The 24,904-nt window shown below is 52.6% G+C and carries 25 protein-coding genes, 1 other RNA gene and 1 pseudogene; 13 read left to right on the top strand and 14 right to left on the bottom strand.

Features of this window, described 5'->3' with window-relative positions:
• Positions 1-21 precede the first annotated feature (21 nt).
• The 12 genes and pseudogenes from HMPREF3178_RS19445 to HMPREF3178_RS19390 all read right to left on the bottom strand — a co-directional run.
• Positions 22-213 (bottom strand): annotated as a pseudogene (locus HMPREF3178_RS19445) (fimbria/pilus periplasmic chaperone); the annotation flags it as partial.
• Positions 214-273: 60 nt separating this feature from the next.
• Positions 274-843: a fimbrial protein gene (locus HMPREF3178_RS19440; RefSeq protein ID WP_004106030.1), complete on the bottom strand. Its 570-nt coding sequence runs from the start codon at positions 841-843 to the stop codon at positions 274-276.
• Positions 844-1,173: 330 nt separating this feature from the next.
• On the bottom strand, positions 1,174-1,947 hold the full coding sequence (locus HMPREF3178_RS19435; protein WP_004106029.1) for a DeoR/GlpR family DNA-binding transcription regulator: 774 nt from the start codon (positions 1,945-1,947) through the stop codon (positions 1,174-1,176).
• Positions 1,948-2,057: 110 nt separating this feature from the next.
• On the bottom strand, positions 2,058-3,101 hold the full coding sequence (gene gatD, locus HMPREF3178_RS19430) for a galactitol-1-phosphate 5-dehydrogenase (protein WP_004115763.1): 1,044 nt from the start codon (positions 3,099-3,101) through the stop codon (positions 2,058-2,060).
• Between the two features lie 46 nt (positions 3,102-3,147).
• Entirely contained in the window at positions 3,148-4,521 is a 1,374-nt protein-coding gene (locus HMPREF3178_RS19425) for a galactitol-specific PTS transporter subunit IIC (protein WP_017145366.1), read from the bottom strand.
• Positions 4,522-4,526: 5 nt separating this feature from the next.
• Positions 4,527-4,811 (bottom strand): PTS galactitol transporter subunit IIB, encoded by a 285-nt coding sequence (gene gatB, locus HMPREF3178_RS19420; protein ID WP_004106023.1) that lies wholly within the window; start codon positions 4,809-4,811, stop codon positions 4,527-4,529.
• A 26-nt stretch (positions 4,812-4,837) separates the two neighbouring features.
• Positions 4,838-5,305, bottom strand: coding sequence for a PTS galactitol transporter subunit IIA (gene gatA, locus HMPREF3178_RS19415; RefSeq protein WP_004106021.1), 468 nt, complete (start codon positions 5,303-5,305; stop codon positions 4,838-4,840).
• A 15-nt stretch (positions 5,306-5,320) separates the two neighbouring features.
• Positions 5,321-6,592, bottom strand: a complete 1,272-nt coding sequence (gatZ, locus tag HMPREF3178_RS19410; RefSeq protein WP_004106019.1) for a tagatose-bisphosphate aldolase subunit GatZ — start codon at positions 6,590-6,592, stop codon at positions 5,321-5,323.
• Positions 6,593-6,767: 175 nt separating this feature from the next.
• Positions 6,768-7,583, bottom strand: a complete 816-nt coding sequence (locus HMPREF3178_RS19405) for an HPr family phosphocarrier protein (protein ID WP_017145367.1) — start codon at positions 7,581-7,583, stop codon at positions 6,768-6,770.
• 10 nt (positions 7,584-7,593) lie between these two features.
• Complete coding sequence (locus HMPREF3178_RS19400) at positions 7,594-9,006, bottom strand: PTS fructose transporter subunit IIC (protein ID WP_004115754.1); 1,413 nt, start codon at positions 9,004-9,006, stop codon at positions 7,594-7,596.
• 10 nt (positions 9,007-9,016) lie between these two features.
• Positions 9,017-9,931: a 1-phosphofructokinase gene (gene pfkB, locus HMPREF3178_RS19395; protein ID WP_004115752.1), complete on the bottom strand. Its 915-nt coding sequence runs from the start codon at positions 9,929-9,931 to the stop codon at positions 9,017-9,019.
• A gap of 24 nt (positions 9,932-9,955) precedes the next feature.
• Positions 9,956-10,810, bottom strand: coding sequence for a tagatose bisphosphate family class II aldolase (locus tag HMPREF3178_RS19390; RefSeq protein WP_004106011.1), 855 nt, complete (start codon positions 10,808-10,810; stop codon positions 9,956-9,958).
• Positions 10,811-11,162: 352 nt separating this feature from the next.
• Between HMPREF3178_RS19390 and HMPREF3178_RS19385 the strand changes: the two genes are divergently transcribed.
• Positions 11,163-11,957, top strand: a complete 795-nt coding sequence (locus HMPREF3178_RS19385; protein ID WP_153675448.1) for a DeoR/GlpR family DNA-binding transcription regulator — start codon at positions 11,163-11,165, stop codon at positions 11,955-11,957.
• Between the two features lie 10 nt (positions 11,958-11,967).
• Positions 11,968-12,915 carry a sugar kinase gene (locus tag HMPREF3178_RS19380; protein WP_016809844.1) on the top strand — a complete coding sequence of 316 codons (948 nt, stop codon included), beginning with the start codon at positions 11,968-11,970 and terminating at the stop codon, positions 12,913-12,915.
• A 50-nt stretch (positions 12,916-12,965) separates the two neighbouring features.
• On the opposite strand, the gene garD is transcribed toward HMPREF3178_RS19380, so the two are convergent.
• On the bottom strand, positions 12,966-14,537 hold the full coding sequence (gene garD / locus HMPREF3178_RS19375; RefSeq protein WP_004106006.1) for a galactarate dehydratase: 1,572 nt from the start codon (positions 14,535-14,537) through the stop codon (positions 12,966-12,968).
• A 518-nt stretch (positions 14,538-15,055) separates the two neighbouring features.
• Here garD and garP point away from each other — a divergent pair.
• From garP to HMPREF3178_RS30185, 11 genes are all read left to right on the top strand, one after another.
• Entirely contained in the window at positions 15,056-16,390 is a 1,335-nt protein-coding gene (garP, locus tag HMPREF3178_RS19370) for a galactarate/glucarate/glycerate transporter GarP (protein WP_004106004.1), read from the top strand.
• 28 nt (positions 16,391-16,418) lie between these two features.
• Positions 16,419-17,189, top strand: a complete 771-nt coding sequence (garL, locus tag HMPREF3178_RS19365) for a 2-dehydro-3-deoxyglucarate aldolase (protein ID WP_004106001.1) — start codon at positions 16,419-16,421, stop codon at positions 17,187-17,189.
• 28 nt (positions 17,190-17,217) lie between these two features.
• On the top strand, positions 17,218-18,108 hold the full coding sequence (gene garR, locus HMPREF3178_RS19360) for a 2-hydroxy-3-oxopropionate reductase (protein ID WP_004105999.1): 891 nt from the start codon (positions 17,218-17,220) through the stop codon (positions 18,106-18,108).
• A gap of 65 nt (positions 18,109-18,173) precedes the next feature.
• Positions 18,174-19,319, top strand: a complete 1,146-nt coding sequence (garK, locus tag HMPREF3178_RS19355) for a glycerate 2-kinase (RefSeq protein WP_004115745.1) — start codon at positions 18,174-18,176, stop codon at positions 19,317-19,319.
• Positions 19,320-19,351: 32 nt separating this feature from the next.
• Positions 19,352-19,730, top strand: an RNA gene (gene rnpB, locus HMPREF3178_RS19350) — RNase P RNA component class A.
• Between the two features lie 289 nt (positions 19,731-20,019).
• Positions 20,020-21,414: a tyrosine-type recombinase/integrase gene (locus HMPREF3178_RS19345; RefSeq protein ID WP_228705142.1), complete on the top strand. Its 1,395-nt coding sequence runs from the start codon at positions 20,020-20,022 to the stop codon at positions 21,412-21,414.
• A gap of 161 nt (positions 21,415-21,575) precedes the next feature.
• Entirely contained in the window at positions 21,576-21,830 is a 255-nt protein-coding gene (locus HMPREF3178_RS31030; RefSeq protein WP_124070057.1) for a helix-turn-helix domain-containing protein, read from the top strand.
• A gap of 97 nt (positions 21,831-21,927) precedes the next feature.
• On the top strand, positions 21,928-22,419 hold the full coding sequence (locus tag HMPREF3178_RS19340; RefSeq protein ID WP_017145370.1) for a hypothetical protein: 492 nt from the start codon (positions 21,928-21,930) through the stop codon (positions 22,417-22,419).
• Complete coding sequence (locus tag HMPREF3178_RS32030) at positions 22,416-22,541, top strand: hypothetical protein (protein ID WP_017145371.1); 126 nt, start codon at positions 22,416-22,418, stop codon at positions 22,539-22,541. The genes HMPREF3178_RS19340 and HMPREF3178_RS32030 overlap by 4 nt, the downstream gene beginning before the upstream one ends.
• 233 nt (positions 22,542-22,774) lie before the next feature.
• Positions 22,775-23,509, top strand: a complete 735-nt coding sequence (locus HMPREF3178_RS19335) for a YagK/YfjJ domain-containing protein (protein WP_017145372.1) — start codon at positions 22,775-22,777, stop codon at positions 23,507-23,509.
• A 451-nt stretch (positions 23,510-23,960) separates the two neighbouring features.
• A complete protein-coding gene (locus tag HMPREF3178_RS30185) occupies positions 23,961-24,245 on the top strand; it encodes a hypothetical protein (RefSeq protein ID WP_016245124.1) in 285 nt (94 codons plus the stop codon).
• 69 nt (positions 24,246-24,314) lie between these two features.
• Here HMPREF3178_RS30185 and HMPREF3178_RS19330 read toward each other — a convergent pair whose 3' ends face one another.
• Positions 24,315-24,878: a recombinase family protein gene (locus tag HMPREF3178_RS19330; protein ID WP_016245123.1), complete on the bottom strand. Its 564-nt coding sequence runs from the start codon at positions 24,876-24,878 to the stop codon at positions 24,315-24,317.
• Between the last annotated feature and the right edge of the window lie 26 nt (positions 24,879-24,904).

The raw sequence follows: 24,904 nt of genomic DNA, 5'->3' as shown, positions 1-24,904 counted from the left end.
ACTTACCCGAAATCTGATTTATTCAACAAAGCCAATCCATGATTGCAATAAATAGGGCATTTTGCTGCTGTGATTGGCAACGGGCAGGGCGGCCTCTTTTTTACTGGCGTCGTAAATCACCCGCGTGGTTTGCAGAACGATCCCGCCGGCCAGGCTTTGGCTGACCCATCCTCCAAGCAACAAGGCCAATGCTACCAGGGTTTTCCCTTTCATCCTGCGGCTCCAATAAAAAGTTTTACCCACCATATGGTGGGTAAAAGCACAACGTGAGAATTAACGATAATCGATGGTAACGTCGACGGAAGCGTTCGCTTCCCCGGCGGTGATGGCCGAAGATTCAACGGTAGAGACGTAGTAAGCCTGCAGATTGACGTCCGTTTGTTCACCCGTGATATCAAAAGTGACCGGGGTGTCGTTCAGTTTATTGAGCGCCAGCTGGGCTCCGTCGGAAGCGCGGTCGATGCGAATACCGACGCCGGTCGCAGGCGTGGCCGAACCCGTTACTGCAACCAGATCGTTATTTGCGCCCGTAGTACCGCCATTACGCGTTTCCAGCCAGAGCTGGAACGACTTGCTTTCGCTGCCATCAACATGTTTCCAGGCTTCAGTTGGGCAATTGGTCAGCGGAATGGTGAACGGGGTAGTCGGTGATTTGTCGCCTACGGTTTTAAACTGGGTATTAGAGTAATGGCCCAGTTCAACATTTACCGTATCGCCGTTAGCGAATTCACAGGTAGAGGTGGTGATTTCACCCGTGAATTCAATAGTACCATCGCTTGCCCAGGCGCTGCCTGCAGCCATTGCCAGTAATCCAACTGCAACGGACTTTGCAATTACATTCATTTTTTACCTCATCCATGTATTTTTTTTGGAAAACATCTTTTATGGTGATTAAGCTTTTTTCATAAATCATCACGACGAAGATTATATTGAACTTTTTATGAATTCATATTGGCTGAGGCGGGTTTTAGGATTGTATTTATGTTAATTCGCTGTAAAGTTAAATGTGCTTAATTTACGTTTAAATAAAAGTTTTCAGGAATGGGTTTATGAACTGATTTTATTAAAAATGAATTCATGAACATACTGGTTGGCAAGCTATTTTTATAGGTTTTGTTTTTTATAATATTAATCAAGTGACAAAAGGCAGATGTTTAATATCTGCCGGGTTGTCTAGACGATTTGTAACTCAATGGGTGTGTTTTTTAACTCTGCGAGATATTCCCCGCTAATCCCGTCATCGGTAATCACGCAGTTTATTTTCTCCATCGGCAGAACCTGGTTGAAGCCGCGACGATTAAATTTGCTGGCATCCAGCACGGCAACGACCTTATGCGCAGCGGCTGCCATGACGCCGCTGATGGAGTAGCCTTCGTTGAAGGTCGTGATGCCGTTGGTGGTGTCGATACCGTCCGCGCCGACGAACATGAGATCGGCGCTGATGCCCTGAAGCGAGCGTTCAGCGATGGTGCCGTGCATCGAGTGCGTTTTGTGGCGCACGGTGCCACCGCACACCACCAGGGTGATATCTTTATTTTCTGAAAGCGTAAACGCTGCGGGTAAGCTATTGGTAATCACCGTAATATTGGTCATACGTACCAGCGCCTCGGCAATCAGCAGGGTGGTGCTGCCGCTATCCAGGATCACCGTCATGCCTTCGCTAATCATTGCCGCCGCGGCCTGGGCTATTCGCTTTTTCGGGTCGCTGGCCAGTTGATAACGCTCTTCCAGCACCACTTCCTGGCTATCTCCTTCGGTTAAATTGCTGCCGGGCCTCGCGGCGCCGCCGTGAAAGCGGGTGAGTAATCCCTTTTCCTCCAGCAAGCGGAGATCGGCCCGGATAGTCACTTCGGAGATGCCAAAGAGATTCGAAAGGTCCAGCACCAATACGCTACCCTGCGTATTGACCATTTCGACAATTTTGTTCCTTCGCTCGAATGAGTTCATATTAATTTGCCTGATAATTAACTGATCTTAGTGTAATCGAAGGATAATGAAAGTTGAACGATAATTTTCGAAAGGTTATGTGAGCCAGCGCAGATTGCTGGCTCAGGCGGTCAGGAGAGTTTAAGCAGGATTTTCCCCTGCATCGGTGCGCCGTTGAGCGCCTGGACTTCGCGGGCAAAGCTTTCGGCATCGCCGATGTGGGCGATAAGCGGGGCAAGCTGAATGCGTTTTTCCGTCAGCAGCCGAGCCGCCGTTTGCCACTCTTCTCCCGGCCACGGACCGGAGTAATTCATCCAGCTACCAACGATAGTCAGCTCTTTACGGAGAATCTGGCCAAAGGTGGCGGAAGGCAGCGTCAAATCATGGTGCAACGTGCCCACCAGCGCCAGCTGCGCACGCGGTCCGGCGACCTCAATGCCCAGCGCCACGGTTTGCGGCGTGCCGGCGGTTTCCAGCACCAACTGGTCGAACTGAATCTCTTCCAGCGCCGTTTGAATCTGTTTGCCGCTCATCTCCTTACTGTTAAAGACGTGCGTTGCGCCGAGCGTTTTTGCCAGCTCCAGCTTCTGCGGGTTGATATCAATAGCCGTAATACTTTTGGCGCCCAGTTCGCGGGCGCACTGCAGCGCCAGCAGGCCAATCGTGCCTGCGCCAATAATAATCACGTTTTTCCCTTCGCAGCCTTGCGCCAGATGAAAGGCGTGCAGACCGACGGTAATCGGTTCAATAAACGCGCCGTCATCAATCGGCATCTGATCCGGCAGACGGAACAGGTTGGCGCGTTTAACCACCACGTACTGCGCATTTCCGCCTTCGCTGCGCGAACCGACAAACTGATACTGCTTGCAGAGAGAGTAATATTCGCGCTGACATTGGGGACAACTAAAGCAGGGGAGCAGAGGCACGCAGGCTACCGCGTCGCCCGGTTGCAGGTCGGTCACTGCTGAGCCGTAAGATTCAACATAACCGCTGAACTCGTGACCCAGGGTGATGGGATAGTAGTGAGCGCCTTTGGCGAAGATGCGCGGAATATCAGAACCGCACAATCCAGAGCTGACGACTTTGACCAGGACATCGTTTTCCGTTTGTAGAGCCGGTATCGGGCGTTCTTCAACGCGCACTGTCCCCTCAGCATGGATAACCACTGATTGCATAATATTCTCCAGAAATGTCCGGAGGAGCGAATGCTCCCCCTTGAGATTAAGAAACGCTCGGGCTTTGCTGCGCGGCGGTGGCTTTCTCTGCGGCGGCGAAGCTGCGCGCCCGACGCCACGTCAACAGCACGCCGGCGACATAGATGACGCCGATAACCACAAAACCCACCACGTTTTGCCAGGTGAAGAGCTGAATGAGCAGCCAGGTAACCGGTGAACCGCCCTGGTCCATAGAGGCCACAAGGCCGCCTGTCTTCAGAGCCCCGGCGTTAGCCGCCAACTGGGTATGCAGGCCGATGGTCTGCGTCGCAATCCATAGCGTGATCCCCATCAGGATGATCCCGGAAATCAGCGTGCGGAACAGGTTGCCCTGGTGTACCGCCACCGCCATGGCGACGAAGAATCCAATGGTCGCGAGATCGCCGAACGGCAGGACCTGGTTGCCCGGCACCACAACCGCGATCAGAATAGTGAGCGGAATAAAGATCAGGCTGGCCGATACGACCGAGGTATGCCCAAGCAGTAGCGCCGGATCGAGACCAATCAGGAAATCCTGGCCGCCAAACTTCGCCTGCAGACGTTTACGCGCCTGTTTGGCAATCGGGTTCAGGCCATCCATGATAGGTTTGATAACGCGCGGCATCAGCAGCATGACGGCCGCGGTTTTGACCGCCAGCTGGAGAATTCCCTTCAGGTCGTAGCCCGCCAGCGCGCCGATGACCAGACCCATCACAAAACCGACGGTGACCGGTTCGCCAAACGGACCGAAGCGTTTCTGAATGTCGTCAGCGCTGAAGTGAATGCGGTTCAGGCCGGGGATTTTTTCGATAATCGTATCGACCAGCACCGCTATCGGCCCTAAATAAGCCGAGCTACCGTGCGGTATGGCGATGCCATCAAGGCCGAAAAAGTCGCGGGTATCCTTCGCAAACCAGTCGCCGAGCTTGTAAACGAAAGCTGCATGCACCACTACGCCAAGAATACCAATCCAGTAAGAACCGGTCGCGATATGCAGCATGGCGCCGGTAAAGGTCATATGCCAGATGTTCCAGATATCGACGTTCACGACGCGAGTCATCCGGGTGACCAGCATGAAAATGTTGACTGCGATGGCGATAGGAATCGCCACCAGCGCGATTTGCGACGCCCAGGTCATCGGTGACGACCCCGGCCAGCCAATATCAATCACGTGCAGGTTAATCTGGAAATGCTCAGCCATCGCTTTTGCCGCCGGGCCGATAGAGTCGAGCATCAGGCCGATAACCAGGCCGATACCGACAAAGCCAATGCCGATATGCAGGCCAGATTTAAAACAATCCCCGAGTTTCATCCCCAGTATTTTGGAGAAGATAATGATCACGATAGGCAGCATCACCGTCGGACCAAGATCGAGGATATAACGCATGATTTCGCTAAACATGGGCGTTACTCCGTCAGGATGTTCAGGATTTTTTGCTGCAGCTCTTCAATGCCTACGCCGGAGATGAAAGGCATACCGTGAACCACCGGAATGTCGCCAAAGGTTCTGTCAACCCGGGCGGTGGTGCAAATGAGGTGTGCGCCGTCCATATAGGTTTCGATTTCATTCACCCGGCACTGCACCAGGTCCAGCTCGATGCTGTGGTCCGCGCACAGATCTTTGATCTCTTCTGCGGCCATGGTCGAGGTGGCGACAGCGCCGCCACAGGCGACGATTACTTTGCGTTTCATAGGGTACCCCTTTTATTATCAGTGTTTTATAAAGCCTGAGCGCTCGGCTCTGACTCAAGGATAGAGCGCCGAAACAGCTCAGGCAGCTGCTCCTGCGGGGCAGCGAGCAATGCTTCAAGCGTGGTCGGGTTCTGTAGCTCACTAAATAACCGGCGCAGCAGCTGTAGCTGTGCAGTCGGATTTTCTACAATCAGCGCGATGATTAACGAAACGTCGATTTCGCCGTCGTCGTCAGCACGCTGAAAAGGGACCGGATTGTCCGGGCGAATCAGGTAGATAGCCGGAGACTTCGCATGTACCGCCTCGCAGTGGGGAATCGCGACCGCATGCTGCTCCAGCGCAATACCGGTTGGGAAAGTCGCTTCTCGTTCGAGCAGCGCCAGCGGATAGCTATCGTGCACGACGCCGCGCGCCAGCATCTCTTCGCCAATGTGTTCCAGCGCCTGCTGGCTGGAACGAAAATGAATGCCGGTACGAACAAACAATTGACTCATAAATCCTCTTTAACTTCAGGCGATTTCAGATGAACAGCCGTAACGGTAGGCACGCAGCACATCCTGAATTTTGTCGAGGATGAGGTCGTGCGGCACGGCGGCGAGTTCGTTTAACGACAGTCGTTCAAACTGCACGGGCATATACTGGCTGATAAGGCCCAAAGGCAGCTTAGTTTCGGTCAGGTTTGCCATTAACTTTTCCACGCTCTGGCGAATACGCGGATGCGGCCAGTAGTAGCGAATGCGATCGGACAGGCTGAAGTGAATATCCACCATTGCCTGGCTCCAGGTCGGACGATAGTACTTCTGCCAGTAGCCCGGTTCGTTAAGCATCACTTCATCAATCACTTCCATTACGCGGCTGCGGGACTCCGGAGCGACCAGTTCATTCTCCATTTGCGCGAGAGCAAAGATGGCTTCACGCAGCGCGAAGGTCAGCGCCGGACCCACTTTCAGGATGGCGTAATGGTCGCGTACCAGCGCCCGGTAGGCCTGACGGGACTGGTAGTCAGTCGAGTGCGCTTCGTAGACCATGGGCGTGCTTTCGATCCACGCGGAGAGTGCTTTGGCTGCCTCCGGTTGGTAATGAATAATTTGCGTATGGTCGAACTCAACGCCGGGCTGCACCACGATAGCGATGACGCGATCCAGCGCGGCGTTCAGCCCCAGATTACGAAAGGCGGCTTCATGGGTTTCCAGCGTTGCCGCCGCATCCTGGGCGCGGGTCACGTGGACGCTGCCGATGGTGCTGGCTTCGCCGCCGGGAACCGGAACTTCGGTGCCGATGACGTAGGTCAGATGGCGTTTCTGCTCGTCGGTTGCGGTCTCTTCCGCAGCCTGGCACAGGCGAGCGGCGCGTTCGGCGACGACGGCCGGGTTCAGCGGCACCGGATCGTCTGCACAGGACATTGAAGCATCGAGATGGATTTTGCTGAATCCAGCGGCGACGTAGGCTTTAATCAGATCGACTGATTTTTCCATCGCTTCAGCGGCGGGTTCGCCCTGCCAGCAGTTCGGGCCGAGATGGTCGCCGCCGAGGATGATGCGTTCTGACGGGAAACCGACTTCGCGGGCGATTTTATTTACGAAATCACGGAAGTCCGCAGGCTGCATTCCGGTGTAGCCGCCAAACTGGTTAACCTGGTTAGAGGTGGCCTCGATGAGGACCTTATTGTTGGTATGCAGATCGAAACGTAGCGCGGCTTCGATGACCAACGGGTGTGCGGAACAAACTGAGCAGATGCCGATGTGTTCGCCAGCTTTGTGGCGGGAGATAATATCTTTCATTTCAAACCTCCGTTTTCTTTCGAATATATTCGTTATGTTTTGTTTTGCTCGCAAACTCCTTTGTTTTGATTTGTGATCAATCTCGAAAAAAAGAAAGGTAAAACGTAATGTTGCGAAAGTAGAGATAAAAAAACGCTCTGGCGATGACGGCAGAGCGTTTTTAATTGTTTGAAATTTAACTAAATAATCGAGACAGCCAGCTCCGTTTAGGTTTTTCTACGGGCGGAACGGCACGCTGCGGCTGAGCGGCGATTTCGCCTAATCCGGCATTAAAGGCCGCGCCAATAGCCTCCAGCGCCTGATGAGCATCCTCTCCGCTGGCCATAAAGTGCAGCCGATGGCCCTGTTTTGCACCGAGAGAGACAACCCGCATCAGATTTTTGGCGTCAACAATGGCGGAACGCGTGTCGAGATTTTCCACCCGGATTTGCGATTGCCACTGCTTCACCGCTTTCACCAGTACCGCGCTTGGTCTCGCGTGCAGTCCGTGGGGATTGCGCAGGGTAAAGGTCGCCTCTTCGTCGAACATCGGGGGCGGTTCCGTCTCTTCTCCTCCGGCCGGGAAGATATTGCCGGCCAGTATCTCCAGCACCGCCTGTGGGCTCTCAGCGCGCGAAAGCGCTGCCGGCACGCGCTCATCGCTCAGGGCGTGGGTAAGCTGGCGGAGAATATCAAGGTGTTCGTTATCCTGGGCGGCGATGCCCACAATCAGATAAGCCGTTTGTTCTTCTCCCCAATCCACACCCTGCGGGCAGGCCAGTACTTTGACACCGGTTTTCAGTACCGCATCGCGGCTCTGCGGCGTGCCGTGAGGGATCGCGATACCGTTGCCGAGGTAAGTGCTGATTTGTTCTTCACGGTCGCGCATGCCGCTCAGATAAGCGGGCGTGGTATGCCCGGCTTCGGTTAATTTGCCAATGACGCGTTGCAGCGCTTCATCTTTCGTTTTGATCGCGCGATCGAAATGGATATCTGCGCAAGTCAGTTGCATACATAGCTCCTTATTTAATAGCGCCGGCCAGCGATGTTGCTTCCAGGGCCCGCTTTTGCCACAGCCTCCAGCATCCCAGCATGACCGCGCCGCAGGCGGAACCGGCGAGAATGCACAGCACCCACATCAGTGGTTTGCTCACCAGCGGCAGGATCAGGAAGCCGCCGTGCGGAGCGGGAACCTGAATATGCAGGCTGTAGCTAAGAACCGCAGAGATGGAAGAGGCGATCATCATCATGGGGATAACGCGTAAAGGATCTTTCGCGGCGAACGGAATAGCGCCTTCAGTAATATGGGTGCAGCCGAGAATATAGTTGACCATCCCGGCGGCGCGCTCTTCTTCGCTGAACCCTTTCGGGAAGAAGGTCGTTGCCAGAGCGATAACCAGCGGCGGTGTGATGCAGGCGGCGGAAACCCCGGCCATAAAGAAGTAGTTGCCCTGGCCAAGTAGCAGCGTACCGGTGACGTAGGCGGCTTTATTCACCGGGCCGCCGAAGTCGAAGGAGCACATCGCGCCGACCACAATACCTAACAGAATCGGGTTTGCTTCCTGTAATGAACTTAGCCAGTTCATCATCGCGTTATTGATGGCGGCGACGGGTTGACCGAGGAGGACCATCATTACGCCAATCACCAGCACGCCGATGAGCGGCATAATGAATATCGATTTGAGCCCTTCATACTGTCGCGGCAGGCCGTTGAGCATATTGCGGATCAGCAGCATAAAATAACCGGCGGCAAAACCGGCGATAATTCCGCCGAGAAAGCCTGCGCCGGTCGCATTGGCCAGTAAGCCACCGACGAAGCCCGCGACCATACCGGGACGCCCGGAAATAGACCAGGCAATATAAGCGGTGAAAATCGGCACCATGATTGAGAAGGCTTGTTGGCCCACTTTCATTAGCGTTGCGGCGATCGCGTTATATTGCGGCGAGTTTGGATCGGCGGAGTAGATGCCCCACAGGAAGGAGATGGCAATCAAAATCCCTCCCGCTACGACAAACGGCAGCATGTTGGACACGCCGCTCATCAGGTGCTTATAAACCTGACGGCCGAAAGACTCTTGCTCGTATTTCTCCGTTGACTCGGCGGAAGCAGAAATTCCCTGGCGACGCGCCGCCTGACCGCCGATCACTTTATTAATTAAATCGGCCGGATGGTGAATGGCTTCTTTAACCGGAACCTCAATGACCGGCAGGCCATTAAACCGCTCGGCGTTCACGTCTTTATCGGCGGCGATAATCACGCCATAAATATCTTTTAAATCCGCGGGGGTAATCGCGTTTTCAACGCCGGAAGCGCCGTTGGTTTCCACTTTAATATCGACATTTAATTTCTTTGCTGCGGTTTTTAAGGCCTCTTCAGCCATAAAAGTATGTGCAATACCCGTAGGGCAGCCGGTAACTGCAATGATTTTTTTCATAATCGGACCTTTATAATTGGACGACCTGAATTTGTTGTAATAATTCTTCTGTGCGTTGTAATTTGCCTAACCCGGCGGAAGCGGCGACATCGGCGCCGGTCGCGCTGGCTAATGCCAGAGCGTGAGTGACATCTTCTTTGTTAAGCCATTTACTGAGAAAAGCACCCAGTGCGGCGTCACCAGCGCAGGCGGAGCTGACCAGTTCAATTTTCGGTGCGGAGCAAAACCACACGCCTTCGCCGTTGGAAAAGTAGAGACCCTCGGCTCCCATCGTCAGCAGCACGTTGCGAGCGCCCAGTTGATGCAGCGTGCGCATGGCCTCACGCACCTGCTGGCGGCTACTGACGTCAAGACCGAAGATTTCCCGCAGCTCGTCATCGTTGGGTTTAATCAACAATGGCCGCAGTTCCAGCAGCTGGCGCAGTACCGGATGGCTGATATCGAGAATAACTTCACAGCCTTTCTGCTGGCATAATTCAATGATTTCAGCATAAAATCGGCTTTCAATTCCCGGCGGCAGGCTGCCGCTGATCGCTAAATAATCCCCGGAAGTGACGCATTGCAGATGATGAATAACCTGTTGTTTGCACTCATCATCAATTTTTGCTCCGGGATTAACGAGCTTATATTCCTCAGCACCGTCATTAATAAAAATATTAATTCGGGTTGGCTCAGAGACCCATGCCGGCGTCACTTTAATGTTTTTCTGACGTAACTCTTCCACAATATAACGGCCAGTGAAACCACCGAAAATGCCCATAATGTGAGTGGGCTGCTGATAGTGATTTAATATCAGCGAAACGTTCACTCCTTTGCCATTCGGGCAATATTCCGTGTGCCGGGTTCGGTTCACTGCCGACGGCTTCAGCGGATCGCAAAAGATATTCATATCGATTGCAGTATTGAGTGTCAGGGTATGGATCACGACATTGCTCCTTCGATCCGAAAATTACAGTTGTCCTTCACAGCCGCAAACGTGAATGACTTTGCGTACGATATCCTTCATCGCCGCTTTTGCCGGTTTCATATAATGACGCGGATCGTTAGCGTCTGGATTTTCCTCGAAATAGTGCTTCAGGGCATCGGAGAAGGCGATTTTCAGCTCGGTGGCGACGTTGACCTTGCACACGCCCAACGAGATTGCCCGGCGGATATCGCTATCGGCCAGACCCGATGCGCCATGAAGAACCAGAGGAACCTCAACGCGATCGCGAATGGCGGCGAGGCGGTCAAAATCGAGCTTGGGTTCTGCAGCGTACATGCCGTGGGCAGTACCGATAGCGACCGCCAGCGAGTCGATACCGGTGCGGGCGACAAATTCACGCGCCTGTTCCGGGTTGGTATACAGCGCATCTTTTGCATCGACCACGAGATCATCTTCCACACCGCCCAGGCGACCAAGCTCGGCTTCGACGCTGGCATCATAACGGTGGCTCAGTTCAACCACGCTCTTGACTAACGCGACGTTTTCTTCAAAAGGTGCGTGTGAACCGTCGATCATGACCGAGCGGATACCGGCCTGTACTTTACGTGTGATATCGGCCAGATCTTCATGGTGATCGAGGTGGACCGCTAAAGGGAGATCCCAGATCTTAGCCAGATCGCGAGCGATCGCCACCACGTTACCGGTTCCTGCATAGCTATAAGTTCCAGGGGTGCCGGCAAGGATCAGCGGAGAACGCAGCTCGGCCGCCGTCTCTACCACCACCTGCATCGTTTCCAGGTTGTGGATATTAAAGGCCGGAACAGCGTATCCAAGCCGCTGAGCTTTCAACAGCATGTTTTTACTCGAGATAATGTACATTCTTGCTCCTTAACTTTCATTTTGTAAATTTATTTGTTACTTACGCCTTCGTTTTGAAAGTAATGTAGCGATCGCTACGTTTTGTTGTTGTGATCAATCGCACACTACTGTGATGTTATTTTAAAAATGAAAGTTATATGCTCTTGTTTGTTTTCTTTTTTAAAAGTATCTTAAAAAGCATGATTAAACATAACCTACTGAATTAAATAATTTTAATTCGTTATTGAATGCTTAAAGAAGGCCTGGCGTTTGACAATCCAGCGGGGAAATTTAAAAATGAAAGTTATTCTGGGAGAAAATAAGAAGGCACAACACTGTGGCAAAACCGTCTACAAGTCTGCTGAAAAGGCGCCTGGACATCGCGGAGATCGTGCGCAAAAACGGAGAGATCAAAGTCGACGATCTGGCTGAAATGCTGGCTGTATCTGGGGTAACGATCCGTAATGACCTGAACTACCTTGAACAGCAGGGCTACCTTAAGCGCTCGTTTGGCGGCGCAATTTACACTTCCCAGGCCGGGACCCCGATCGCCCTGGCTCAGGAGGCTCCGGTAGTAACGGATAAAGCCCTGGAGACCGAAATGGCTCGCCAGATCGCCGCGCAGATCGAAGATAGCGAAACGCTCTTTCTGGGGCAGGGGTCGATCTTACGCAAAGTGATCCCGTTCCTTGCTGGCTATGACGAGCTTTGTCTGCTGTTAAACGACCTGGCGCATGTGCCGCTGGCGCAGGAGTTTCTGAATGGGGAAACCGTGCTGCTCGGCGGCGTACTCGGGAGCAGCGGCAAAATAGTCGAAGGCGATCTGGCGCTGAACGCGCTGGGTCAATATCGCCCCTCACGAGCGCTGATCGCTGTCGACCACATTGCGGAAGATGGCACCTTGAGCGTCAGACAGGAAGCCAGCGCTCGCCTGCTGAGCGAAGCGGTGGCGCAAAGTGAGAGGGTGATTGCGGTCGTTGCGCATCGTCCGGTGTATGGCGATAAACGCTACGCGATTGGCGACTTGCAGCAAATTAGCGGCATCGTGACGCCGCAGGTGGTCGCCGCGGAGTATCACGCCCGCCTTCTCGCCGCTGGCATGACTAACAGCTATACCAACAACGAGTGCCTGACATGGCTCAACCCTGCTTTGCAGAAGGCAAAGTAAAGGAGCGATGATGAATGTGACCATTTGCACCATCGGCGAACTACTGGTGGAGTTTCTGGCAAAAGAAGAGAACCAGGGTTTTTCTCGCCCGGGTGAATTTTGGGGGCCATATCCCAGCGGCGCCCCGGCAATTTTCGCCGATCAGGTGGCAAAGCTGGGGCTGGGCTCGGTGCTTTTCAGCTGTGTCGGCAACGATGCGTTTGGTGAAATGAATATCGCGCGGCTGGAAAGCGACGGCGTAAACGTTAATGGGATCGCCATACTGCAAAAGGCGACCACCGGCAGCGCTTTCGTGAGCTACCGTAGCCAGGCGCAGCGCGATTTTATTTTTAATATGCCGAATAGCGCCTGTGGTTTGCTAACCGCTGACCATATTGACGACCGTCTGCTTAACCAGTGCAATCATTTTCACATTATGGGCTCTTCGCTGTTTTCGTTTCGCATGATCGACGCGATGCGTAAAGCGATTGAAAATATTAAAGCGCGCAACGGCACGGTTTCGTTCGATCCGAATATCCGCAAAGAGATGCTCAACATCCCTGAAATGTCGCAGGCTTTTGAATATATCCTTGATTACACAGATATCTTTTTGCCCAGCGATGGCGAACTGGATTACTTTGGCCTCAACCCTGGGCGCAATGAGCAGGTGCTGGTGGATAAGCTTTTAAAACGCGGCGTTAAGCACGTGGTAATTAAACGCGGCCCGCGCGGAGCGAGCTATTACAGCGCCAGAGAAACGCATCATGCTGCCGGTTTTCATGTCCCGGTTGTCGATCCGACGGGGGCCGGCGACTGCTTTGGCGCCACCTTTGTCAGCCTTTTCCTGTCCGGCGCATCGCCGCAGGAGGCGCTGAGATGGGCCAACGCCAGCGGCTCTCTGGCGATTGCCCGGCGTGGGCCGATGGAAGGGACTTCCACGAAAGCGCAGATAGAGGGGTTTCTCAACGCGCATCAATAGCAGAGGTATCCCGCCCGAAGCATCACGAGCGGGATAAGTTGCTGAGTCGATCAGGTCACCGGCGCCGGGTTAAACACCGCCAGCTGATTGTGCAGGCCCCACTGATCTGAGAAAGTCTTCTTGCGGCCGCTGGCGACATCAAGAATAAATTCAAACAGCTTCAGCCCTACCTCTTCGATGGTTTCTTCGCCGGTGGCGATGGTTCCCGCATTGATATCCATTAGGTCATACCAGCGGTTTGCCAGCTCGGTACGCGTCGCCATTTTAATCACCGGTACGGCGACCAGGCCATACGGCGTACCGCGACCGGTAGTAAAGACCTGCACCGTGATCCCGGAGGCCACTTGCTGAGTACCGCAGACGAAGTCGCTCGCCGGCGTCGCGGCGTAAATCAAACCGCGTTTGGTCGGGCGCTGCCCCGGAGAGAGCACTTCGGCAATCGCGCTCTTTCCGGATTTAGCGATAGAACCCAGCGCCTTTTCTACAACGTTGGCCAGACCGCCTTTTTTATTGCCCGGGGATGGGTTGGCGCTGCGGTCGGTTTTACCCATATCAAGATAGTTATCGTACCAGGCCATCTCCTCCAGCAGGCGTCTGCCGACTTCTTCGTTGATGGCGCGCGGCGTCAGCAGATGAATCGCATCGCGTACTTCGGTGACTTCGGAAAACATGACGGTCGCCCCGCAGCGCACCAGCAGATCGGAGGCATAGCCCACCGCCGGGTTGGCGGTCACGCCAGAAAACGCATCGCTGCCGCCGCACTGCATACCGACCACCAGTTCGGAGGCCGGGCAGGTTTCGCGCTGGCGCTGGTTCAGCTTCTCCAGATGGCGCTCGGCGACCTGCAGAATGTCATCCACCATTGATTTAAAACCGACGTGCTTCTCATCCTGCAGGCTGACGATGCTGGCGCTATCTACGGGAATGCTTTTTACATCGTCGGTGCCTTCCAGCAGGCGCTCCGGCTGCAGTTTCTCGCAGCCAAGGCCAATCACCATCACTTCGCCGCCGAAGTTTGGATTGAGGGCCAGGTTATGAATGGTGCGGATGGGAACGACCGCTGCCGGAGCGTTAATCGCCACGCCGCAGCCATAAAGATGGTTCAGACCCACGACGCCATCGACGTTGGGATACTTCGGCAGCAGATCGCGTTCGATAATTTTCACTACGTAATCGACGACTCCCGCCACGCAGTGCACGCTGGTGCTAATACCGAGCAGATTTTTGGTGCCAACGCTGCCGTCGGCGTTGCGATAGCCTTCGAAGGTATAGCCTTCCAGCGGCGGCAGCGGCGCCGGAACTTTGGTCGCCAGAGGTAAGGTGTGCAGAGGCGGCGCCTTCGGCAGTTCCACCAGCGATTCGTCAATCCAGCTGCCCTGCGGAATATCGCGTACCGCGTAGCCAATCACCTCGCCATAGCGGATGATTTCACCGTGTACAGGAATATCGACCAGCGCGACCTTGTGGCCTTGCGGGATATGCTCAACCAGCGTGAGCCCGTCAGGGAAACGCGTTCCGGCTTTTAAACCTCGATCGTTAACAATAATCGCCACGTTATCCGTTTCGTGCACTTTTATATAAAACGCCGTTGGCGATTCTTGTCTAATTTCAATGTCAGCCATTGTCCAGTATTCTCCAGCAAGGTGCGAATAATAAAATAAAACGTTTATACCCGTCATATTTCAAGCTGCATTTGCGTTGGCTTTCCTCGCTCACCCTAGTCACTTACTTTAGTAAGCTCCTGGGGATTCCCTGCGTTGCCGCCTTCATGCAACTCGAAATATTTAGGGTATATTCAATTTCTGATGCGCAGATTTGTGAAATAAAGAATGTCAGGTGTTTGAATTTGAAAATGTGATCTAAATCACCCATTGCTACGCAAGAGAACCCGCACATGGGGGAAATCGCTGGAACTGTGGATCAGCGCCCATTGATTATTGCATTTGCACAACATTAGAGATAATTAAATGCCATTTACAGGTTATATGCACAGTGTTTAACGGTCGCAAGCTGATTATACTGAGTCATGCTTGCAATGCGCCGGATGAGTAAATCGATACCTCCTGATATTGATTTCTGAATAATTAAGAATCACACCAAAATAAATAATGGAAGGTGTGTTGTACCTGAGGAATATGAGATGAGTCTGGATGCAACAATAGAACAGAAAAAAAGTGTGCCAACCCGCTATTTAATTCTGTTAATTATTTTTATTGTCACTGCCGTTAACTATGCCGACCGCGCGACGCTTTCGATCGCCGGTACCGAGGTGGCGAAAGAGCTGCAGCTGAGTGCGGTCTCAATGGGCTATATTTTCTCCGCTTTTGGCTGGGCCTACCTGCTAATGCAAATCCCCGGCGGCTGGCTGCTCGATAAATTTGGATCGAAAAAGGTCTACTCTTACAGCCTGTTCTTCTGGTCGCTGTTCACCTTCCTGCAAGGCTTTGTGGATATGTTTCCGCTGGCATGGGCGGGCATCTCAATGTTTTTTATGCGCTTTATGCTGGGCTTCTCTGAAGCGCCATCTTTCCCGGCAAACGCCCGTATCGTCGCGGCGTGGTTTCCGACGAAAGAGCGCGGCACCGCATCGGCGATCTTTAACTCCGCGCAGTATTTCTCCCTGGCGCTGTTCTCGCCGCTGCTGGGCTGGCTGACCTTTGCCTGGGGTTGGGAGCATGTATTCACCGTCATGGGCGTGATTGGCTTTGTGCTGACCGGCCTGTGGATAAAACTGATCCATAATCCCACTGACCATCCGCGCATGACGCAAGAGGAGCTGAAGTTTATCTCCGAGAATGGCGCAGTCGTTGATATGGACCATAAAAAGCCCGGCAGCGCGGCGGCCAGCGGTCCGAAGCTTCACTATATCAAGCAGCTGTTGACCAACCGCATGATGCTGGGCGTATTCTTCGGTCAATATTTTATCAATACCATTACCTGGTTCTTCCTCACCTGGTTTCCGATTTATCTGGTGCAGGAAAAGGGTATGTCGATTCTGAAAGTGGGTCTGGTCGCATCGATTCCGGCGCTGTGCGGTTTTGCCGGCGGCGTGCTGGGCGGCGTGTTCTCTGACTATCTGATTAAACGCGGTTTTTCCATCACCGTGGCGCGTAAGCTGCCGATCGTCCTCGGAATGCTGCTCGCTTCCACCATCATTCTGTGTAACTACACCAATAATACCGCGCTGGTGGTCACCCTGATGGCGCTGGCATTCTTCGGTAAAGGGTTTGGCGCGCTGGGCTGGCCGGTGATTTCCGATACTGCGCCGAAAGAGATTGTTGGCCTGTGCGGCGGCGTATTTAACGTATTTGGTAACGTTGCTTCCATCGTAACCCCGCTGGTTATCGGTTACCTGGTGAGCGAACTGCACTCATTCAACGCAGCGCTGGTCTTTGTTGGATGTTCCGCCCTGATGGCGATGGTTTGCTATCTGTTTGTGGTCGGCGACATCAAACGTATGGAACTGCAGAAATAATTAACGGTTAAGTGACAAGGTATAAGTGATGAATAACGATATCTTCCCGAATAAATTTAAGGCGGCCCTGGCGGCGCATCAGGTTCAGATTGGTTGCTGGTCCGCGCTGGCGAGCCCAATTAGCACCGAAGTTTTAGGCCTGGCCGGTTTCGACTGGCTGGTACTGGACGGCGAACATGCGCCGAACGATATCTCTACCTTTATCCCCCAGCTGATGGCGCTGAAAGGGAGCGCCAGCGCGCCGGTCGTTCGCGTACCGACCAACGAACCGGTGATCATTAAGCGCCTGCTGGATATCGGTTTTTATAACTTCCTGATCCCGTTTGTGGAAACGGAAGAGCAGGCGATTAACGCCGTTGCCTCAACCCGCTATCCGCCTGAAGGCATTCGCGGCGTATCCGTCTCGCACCGCGCCAATATGTTTGGCACCGTGCCGGATTACTTCGCGCAGTCGAACAAAAATATCACCATTCTCGTGCAAATCGAGAGCCAGCAGGGCGTGGATAACGTTGATGCGATAGCCGCCACGCCTGGCGTGGACGGTATTTTTGTCGGCCCAAGCGATCTGGCCGCTGCGCTGGGTCATCTGGGCAATGCTTCCCATCCGGAAGTTCAAAAAGCAATCCAGCATATTTTTGCCAGCGCGAAGAAGCACGGTAAGCCGAGCGGTATTCTGGCACCGGTTGAAGCCGACGCGCGCCGCTATCTGGAATGGGGCGCGACCTTTGTCGCCGTCGGCAGCGACCTGGGCGTTTTCCGTTCTGCCACGCAGAAGCTGGCTGACTCCTTTAAGAAATAACCACCACCGAAACTAGAGAGATAAAGACATGACAATGAAAGTTGGTTTTATTGGCCTCGGTATCATGGGTAAACCAATGAGTAAAAACCTCCTCAAGGCGGGTTACTCGTTGGTGGTTGCTGACCGTAATCCGGAAGCGATTGCCGAAGTGATTGCCGCAGGCGCAGAAACCGCCGCATCAGCGAAAGCGATTGCCGAGCAGTGCGATGTGATCATCACCATGCTGCCGAACTCCCCGCACGTGAAAGAGGTCGCGCTGGGCGAAGGCGGGATCATTGAAGGCGCGAAGCCGGGCACCGTTTTGATTGATATGAGCTCCATCGCGCCGCTGGCGAGCCGCGAAATCAGCGAAGCGCTGAAAGCGAAGGGCGTCGATATGCTGGATGCCCCGGTCAGCGGCGGCGAACCGAAGGCTATCGACGGTACGCTGTCGGTGATGGTGGGCGGTGATAAAGCGATTTTCGATAAATATTACGATCTGCTGAAAGCGATGGCGGGATCCGTGGTACACACCGGCGAGATCGGCGCGGGCAACGTCACCAAGCTGGCCAACCAGGTGATTGTGGCGCTGAACATTGCGGCGATGTCCGAAGCGCTGACGCTGGCGACTAAAGCGGGCGTGAACCCGGATCTGGTTTATCAGGCCATCCGCGGCGGGCTGGCCGGGAGCACCGTGCTGGATGCCAAAGCGCCGATGGTGATGGATCGTAACTTTAAGCCGGGCTTCCGTATCGATCTGCATATTAAAGATCTGGCGAATGCGCTGGATACTTCTCACGGCGTGGGCGCCCAGCTGCCGCTGACCGCCGCAGTAATGGAGATGATGCAGGCGCTGCGCGCGGATGGCCTGGGTACCGCCGACCATAGCGCACTTGCATGCTACTACGAAAAACTGGCGAAAGTGGAAGTCACTCGCTAACAAGAAGGGCGCGGATGCGCGCCCTGTAATTCTTGCCTTGCGCGGCACTGTCAGGCTACATAACTATGAAAATCGTAATCGCCCCAGACTCTTATAAAGAAAGCCTCTCGGCCACCGAGGTTGCTCAGGCTATAGAAAAAGGTTTTCGGGAAATTTTCCCCGATGCGCTCTACGTGAAGGTTCCTCTCGCCGATGGCGGAGAAGGTACCGTTGAGGCGATGATTGCCGCGACGCAGGGAACCGAGATGAGCGCCTGCGTGACGGGGCCGCTGGGTCTCCCGGTTGAGGCCTGCTGGGGGCTTTCCGGTGACGGCAAAACCGCGTTTATCGAAATGGCTGCGGCCAGCGGGCTGGGGCTCGTGCCGCCCGCGCAGCGTAACCCGCTATTGACGACATCGCGCGGTACCGGCGAGCTGATTCTGCAGGCGCTGGATCACGGGGCGAAAAATATCATCATTGGCATTGGCGGCAGCGCCACCAACGATGGCGGCGCAGGAATGGTGCAGGCGCTGGGCGCGCGGCTTTGCGATGCCAACGGCGCGGAGATTGGCAACGGCGGCGGTAGTCTGTGTAGCCTCAATTCGATAGATATCTCCGGTCTTGATGCCCGACTGCATGATTGCGCTATTCGGGTCGCCTGCGATGTCACCAACCCGCTGATCGGCGATAGCGGCGCGTCAAGAATTTTTGGCCCGCAGAAAGGGGCTACCGAAGCGATGATCCGCGAGCTGGACAGCAATCTGGCGCACTATGCCGATATTATTAAGGCCGATCTGCATGTCGATGTGAAGCAGGTTGCCGGTGCGGGCGCGGCGGGCGGTATGGGTGCCGCGCTGATGGCGTTTCTGAAGGCTGAATTACGCAGCGGGATTGAAATCGTGACCCAGGCGCTGAACCTGGAAGAGCATATCCTTGATTGTTCGCTGGTGGTGACCGGCGAAGGTCGGCTGGATAGCCAGAGTATTAACGGTAAAGTGCCGGTTGGCGTGGCAAGCGTGGCGAAAAAGTATCATAAGCCGGTGATTGGCATCGCCGGTAGTCTGACCCGGGACGTCGGTGTGGTTCACCAGTATGGGATTGATGCGGTGTTTAGCGTGCTGACCAGCGTAACGACGCTCGAAGAGGCGTTTCGCGGCGCGGCGGACAATATTTATCATGCGTCGCGTAATATTGCGGCGACATTGCAGGTTGGGATGGCGACGGAAGGATGACAACCGTCGGTAAACCCTCTATACTTCGCGCCGAAGCTGACCAGACAGTCGCCGCTTCGTCGTCGTCCTCTTCGGGGGAGACGGGCGGAGGGGAGGAAAGTCCGGGCTCCATAGGGCAGGGTGCCAGGTAACGCCTGGGGGGCGCAAGCCCACGACCAGTGCAACAGAGAGCAAACCGCCGATGGCCCACGCAAGTGGGATCAGGTAAGGGTGAAAGGGTGCGGTAAGAGCGCACCGCGCGTCTGGTAACAGTTCGCGGCACGGTAAACTCCACCCGGAGCAAGGCCAAATAGGGGTTCACAAGGTACGGCCCGTACTGAACCCGGGTAGGCTGCTTGAGCCAGTGAGCGATTGCTGGCCTAGATGAATGACTGTCCACGACAGAACCCGGCTTAACGGTCAGCTTCAACTTCTTCTAAAACAATACGTTGGTGTGTCTCAGGCCTTAATAGGTGAAAATGTGACACAGACTGTGATACAGACGAGGCACACCAACGGCTGTTCCATCCCGAATATCCTAAAGCGTGGCAACCGCTACTGCCTTCATTTCAGACTACCTTCAGGCGGTTTGTTCCGCGTGTCTCTGGGCTGCGATTCAGCCAGCAGAGCAAGATTTATATCTTCCCGTCTCTCTATGTTCATTTCTTTTGTAAAATCGTCCAAAATGGAGCCAGCCCAATTATTGGACATAGTGCAGAAAATGAAGAAGTTAGAACAAGACGATATTGATCGTTATTTGCTTAAAATTCAGGCGGATTTTTACGCCGCAGCAAAAAAAATTCCCTCAACTGTACGTAGCATCCTGCGAGAATCCGGTTCATTGGCTCGTGAAAAACGTAATGCGCCTGATTTTGGGCTGCTACTTGATGGAACTTTTAAACAAGATGTTGAACCGCTGTCGACAGATTCAGTCATAGAGCAACTTGGTAGCCAGTTTGATCTTACGGGCATGGCGGATGAAATCGATTATTTGGCCTCAGAGTACGATCTCCTTTGGAGACATTACTGCGATGCACATATAGCCTTTATGGATCAACGGCATTCAGATTATCGCCAGATCGTTAACTCTATGCGACCAGAAAGTGATTATGTTCCCGGTCAAGCTGCTAAGCCTGAAGAACCACAGACCCCTTCTTTGTCGCTATCTGAGGCATGGAAGGGTTTTGTAAAATATAAGTCGGACTGGACTCCCAAGATTCGGCAGGGGAATGAAAAATACTATGAAGTGATAGAGGCGGTTTTGGGGGCTGACACTCAAGTTTCTGACATTTCTCGACGTGATATTAAAAACCTGCTTGAGGTAGTTGAAGGTTTACCTCGTCAGAATAAGAGGCCTTATAACCGGATGACGATCCAGCAATTTTTGGACTTGGATGAAGTCCCAGAAGAAGATCTGGTTTCATCCAAAACGGTCAAAGATTATCTGAAACTGTGTCAGGGGTTGTTTTCAACCTACCTGACTAAAGAAGAGGATATTCTTGAATCATCACCAACACTTAACGTTACGTACCAAGCTAAAAGCCACAGCTATGGTTATTACACTCGAGCAGAAATGCGAAAATTAGTATGTCACTTTGCGACTTTGGAAGGGTGGAATAAATGGGGTTTTTTGCTATTGGCGTACACTGGCGCAAGACGCTCTGAAATCGCAAAACTGAAAGTTTCCGATGTGCGGTTGGACGAGGATAGCCAGAGGCATTACATAATGATCGGGGATAGTAAAACTGAGGCAGGGATTCGACAGGTTCCTATCGCAAAGCGTCTTCTTGACATGGGGTTCTTGCTATATCTGGATGGCAAAAAGCCAGATGCTTACTTATTTCCCGAGATTACTAATCGAAGTCAGGTAACCCGGTTGTTCCACGCGATACGTGAGCAATTGAATATTGATTATCTTGACGATTTTAAAAACAGGCGCATTGTTCACAGCTTACGCCACACTTTCGTAACTGAAATTCAGGCAAAACATACCCTCACGCTTGTTCAGCAGACAATCGGCCATGAGCATTCAAACCAGGGGCAAACTAAGGTTTATACAGGCAAGATGAAAGTTTCTGACTTGCTTCCAGTAGTTGATAGTGTTGATTGGTTTTAAATGATAATTATTCCCATTTGAATGGTTTTATGATAAAATACTTCTTATAATGAATAACTTATTGAGAGGTCATTTTGTGCTTTGCCTTAACGCTACCAGCTTTTTCACCGCCTTCCTCAGAAGAACGTAAAACGCTGGTCAGCATTCTCAGGAAGTCCGGGTTGACTCTGACGACCGCCCGGATCAACCTTCTTCACCACCTGACGCAAAACCAGATCCCACTTACGGCCTTCAACCTGTCAGAGTTGGTAAACCTGCCGCTTTCAACAGTACATCGAAATCTTTCGATGTTCGCTGATTTCGGGCTGGTGGATTTTATCGTTGATCGTGCAAGCGTTTGCAGGTGGTTTCTTGTCACCGTAGGACGAGCAAACTACTGTCCGACCTGCAACCAGACTTTCAACGGCGCTTACTGATAGACCATAGAAACCATCGCAAAGCGGTAACGACTGGCGCACATCACCAAAGCCAGCGAACCCTTACGCCCATTTATTACCGATACGGAGACCCAGCATGACAACAAAGAAAGAACTATCTAACCAGATTGACCCAGAATTGCAGATTTTTATCGATAAGATCGCTGCAAAATACCAACCAAACCCAGAAGTTTTGCAGCGCCGAATTGAAAACGCCGAAGCCCGTTATAACAAGTTCCAGAGCTTTGCAGACATTCCGGCGCGGCTGGTGGACAGGCTCCAGGCGCTGATCCTTGAGGGCTGGCGGTTTCATCTTTCTGGGCCTGCTTCAGTGCTTGCCAATCCATCGATGATTTCCGTTACTTTGCAAAAACCTGCCCCACTGATCGAAACAGAACTCAAAGAACTACGATCCAAGGTCTCCGACTCATATACCAATGAACTGTTTTCAGGCATGGAGCGCGAGATCGATGAATTGATGCAACAAGCCGCCGAGGACTCGCAGCGGAAAGCCGAGAAACAAGCAGAGGCAGAGCAGGCCGCAATGCGGGATCGCTTACGCACTCTCCTGAACGGAGTTAAAGCATGACAACAAAGACACCGCGCGAATGTCCCGTTCACATTATCGATGAAGTAGCGTTGAAACGCGCCATTGCCAAAGCGAAAGAACTTGCCGATGCAGAGCCGGAAAAATACCGCCGAATAAAATAATTTTTGCACCTTTCCGGAATTTAGCGTATGCTTTATATTGGATTTTTTCGCCATGTAAACTTCTTACGAAAAAATACACACTACTGAGATTGCCTGTAGTGCCTTTAACGGCGCGGGTTTTGCCCGTGGCTGTGGCTGCCCATTTCCGGTGGTCTGATGGTAATAACTTATACGTATGTACACGTATACAAGCACACGAGAGAGTATTCATGTAAACAGTCAGAGGAGGAGCCTTGCAACAACAGACACAAACAGAATTACCCCCTACACAGTTAGCACAACCACAAACCACGCCTTACAGAACAGTTGTCCACGATCACGGGCGCTATCCGGTCATCACGGGCGACAAATTTTTCCATAACGGCTACCTCTATCCCGTCAATACTACAGCCGAATCCGGTGTTCGGTTAGATATCCTTACCCCGATAGCCGCAGAGCTTGACGCAATACTGAGTTCTTATAGTCGTGTTTACCTCACCCGCTTTGATCTTCGCTTACCAGCAGGCACACCCGTAGACACCTCCAACGAATGGGTAAGCCAGCTATTCAAGAAACTACGCGAGCGGCTGAAATCGAAATTTCGTAGACCTGAAGGAGTTGCAGATCCGATCCTCAACTTCGCTTACGGCTGGGTGCGGGAAAAAGAAATGGCAAAACAGGTACATTACCATTGCTGGATAGCCCTTCCGCACCGGCAGGTAAAACGACTTGGAACGCCAACAAGTGGCATTGCTGGCGCTATTACGGAAATCTGGACGAGTCTGTCAGGAGGTGAGCCAACGCTGTTGGAGTTCCCAAAATCAAACGACAGATACACGAAATACTATGTTATCGAACGAGATAAACCGGAAACCCTTGAGGGGCCAATCCTCTGGTTGTCGTACCTGGCAAAGGAGCGCGGGAAATATCAGACGGGCAAAGGTGACAAGGTTCATTCGACCTCGCAGCTTCGAAACAAAAAACCATGATCGCGAAATCCTTTGTATAAAGCCCGCTATGACCTTCAAGTTCAAGGGCAGTACCTTCGCATTACCCACACCACAAAAAGCGCTCACAATGGCGCATGTAGCGTTTAACGATGCCTTTCCTTATCATTGTCAGGTTAACTTTTAAATATAGCGCATTATTCTCATCGTTGCGAAAATTTTTTCAATCTGTTCAATCTCCGGCTTCTGGTACAGGCTTCGCACTTTCCCGGATCAAATGGTTGAAATAGAGACAAAAAAGCCCCGCACATCGCGAAGATCACGTTCTAACATCTTGAGAGAACTTTTCCCGCAAGCGTCACAAACCCTGATTTATTCAATTCATTCACTTGATGCAAGGAGATACTATCGGGTAGGTGGGTATACTTCGATCCGAAGAAGTAGCCCGTAAAAGAACATATCGTCTACTTGAAGTTTTTACTCAGGAGGTTTTATGGCACTTTTAAACAGAAGCGACCTTCAATTTCAATACGCATGGTCAGCATTATCTCCCGATGACCCGCGTATAACGGGAAAACCGGATAGTACATTGCTTAACCGCCATGAAGGATATGAGGTTCTTTCGTTCCTTAACCGCTTAGCTCATGCAAGTAATTGGGATACCAAATCGCCAGCACTCAAAGCAGAAAGGCTGATCAAGAACCATCTACCCGGCGAAGTGCGTAGTCATAAGAATGTCTGGCAATGGCTCGTGGATAACTGGAACAGATATCAGTAACTGATCCCCATGTGGTAATTATACAACCGACGCAGCAATGCTGCGTTCGGTTCTTCGGCGAAGGAAATATCACAACGGTGCTTCATTCAGTTCTTTTTTGATCCGGAAAAATGTAGCCCGCCCACACCCCACCAGCTTGTAAATTTCTTCATTGGAGTATGTCCCCTTAGCCAAATACTCAGCGACCTTCCTGCGGATCTCGTCATCTTTTTGTCGCCCTTTGAATACACCTTTCGCCTTCGCGATCTTGATGCCTTCATTCTGGCGTTGGCGAATAAAAGAGCGCTCCAGTTCACCGACGGCTCCGAGCATTGTGATCATAAATTTGCTGGTGGGTGAATCATCAAACACCATGTGATTATCGATAAACTCAACCCTTACACCATTTGTGGTCAGTTCCTCCAGAATCTCCAGCAGATCGCGGGTATTACGTGCCAAGCGGTCAACGCTTTTAACTCGAACCGTGTCGCCAGGACGAACTTTACTCATTAGCTCTTTTAGGGCTGGTCTGTCTGCATCCTTACCGCTGGCTTTATCGATCAAAATCTCGTCAGCCTGCGTCGCCAGCACTTCAACTTGACGCGCTTCATTCTGATCTTTGCTACTTACCCGTACATATCCGAAAGTTTTCATCTCTGCCTCAAAGTCTCATATTGATG

It is taken from the genome of Klebsiella sp. HMSC09D12 (assembly GCF_001808475.1).
GTDB classification, from domain to species: Bacteria; Pseudomonadota; Gammaproteobacteria; order Enterobacterales; family Enterobacteriaceae; genus Klebsiella; species Klebsiella oxytoca.
Note: the sequence above shows the minus strand (reverse complement) of the source record. Positions and strands in the feature narration are given on the sequence as shown.

Bases quoted from the DNA above. Each gene is read 5' to 3' on its own strand.
- HMPREF3178_RS19330 (WP_016245123.1), bottom strand. From the start codon at position 24,878: ATGAAAACTTTCGGATATGTACGGGTAAGTAGCAAAGATCAGAATGAA.
- HMPREF3178_RS19405 (WP_017145367.1), bottom strand. From the start codon at position 7,583: ATGCAACTGACTTGCGCAGATATCCATTTCGATCGCGCGATCAAAACG.
- HMPREF3178_RS19440 (WP_004106030.1), bottom strand. From the start codon at position 843: ATGAATGTAATTGCAAAGTCCGTTGCAGTTGGATTACTGGCAATGGCT.
- garK (WP_004115745.1), top strand. From the start codon at position 18,174: ATGAAAATCGTAATCGCCCCAGACTCTTATAAAGAAAGCCTCTCGGCC.
- HMPREF3178_RS32030 (WP_017145371.1), top strand. From the start codon at position 22,416: ATGACAACAAAGACACCGCGCGAATGTCCCGTTCACATTATCGATGAA.
- garP (WP_004106004.1), top strand. From the start codon at position 15,056: ATGAGTCTGGATGCAACAATAGAACAGAAAAAAAGTGTGCCAACCCGC.
- gatZ (WP_004106019.1), bottom strand. From the start codon at position 6,592: ATGAAAGATATTATCTCCCGCCACAAAGCTGGCGAACACATCGGCATC.
- HMPREF3178_RS19400 (WP_004115754.1), bottom strand. From the start codon at position 9,006: ATGAAAAAAATCATTGCAGTTACCGGCTGCCCTACGGGTATTGCACAT.
- gatB (WP_004106023.1), bottom strand. From the start codon at position 4,811: ATGAAACGCAAAGTAATCGTCGCCTGTGGCGGCGCTGTCGCCACCTCG.
- garR (WP_004105999.1), top strand. From the start codon at position 17,218: ATGACAATGAAAGTTGGTTTTATTGGCCTCGGTATCATGGGTAAACCA.
- gatA (WP_004106021.1), bottom strand. From the start codon at position 5,305: ATGAGTCAATTGTTTGTTCGTACCGGCATTCATTTTCGTTCCAGCCAG.
- HMPREF3178_RS19380 (WP_016809844.1), top strand. From the start codon at position 11,968: ATGAATGTGACCATTTGCACCATCGGCGAACTACTGGTGGAGTTTCTG.
- garD (WP_004106006.1), bottom strand. From the start codon at position 14,537: ATGGCTGACATTGAAATTAGACAAGAATCGCCAACGGCGTTTTATATA.
- HMPREF3178_RS19345 (WP_228705142.1), top strand. From the start codon at position 20,020: ATGAAGAAGTTAGAACAAGACGATATTGATCGTTATTTGCTTAAAATT.
- gatD (WP_004115763.1), bottom strand. From the start codon at position 3,101: ATGCAATCAGTGGTTATCCATGCTGAGGGGACAGTGCGCGTTGAAGAA.
- HMPREF3178_RS19340 (WP_017145370.1), top strand. From the start codon at position 21,928: ATGACAACAAAGAAAGAACTATCTAACCAGATTGACCCAGAATTGCAG.
- HMPREF3178_RS19435 (WP_004106029.1), bottom strand. From the start codon at position 1,947: ATGAACTCATTCGAGCGAAGGAACAAAATTGTCGAAATGGTCAATACG.
- HMPREF3178_RS19390 (WP_004106011.1), bottom strand. From the start codon at position 10,810: ATGTACATTATCTCGAGTAAAAACATGCTGTTGAAAGCTCAGCGGCTT.
- HMPREF3178_RS30185 (WP_016245124.1), top strand. From the start codon at position 23,961: ATGGCACTTTTAAACAGAAGCGACCTTCAATTTCAATACGCATGGTCA.
- garL (WP_004106001.1), top strand. From the start codon at position 16,419: ATGAATAACGATATCTTCCCGAATAAATTTAAGGCGGCCCTGGCGGCG.
- HMPREF3178_RS19425 (WP_017145366.1), bottom strand. From the start codon at position 4,521: ATGTTTAGCGAAATCATGCGTTATATCCTCGATCTTGGTCCGACGGTG.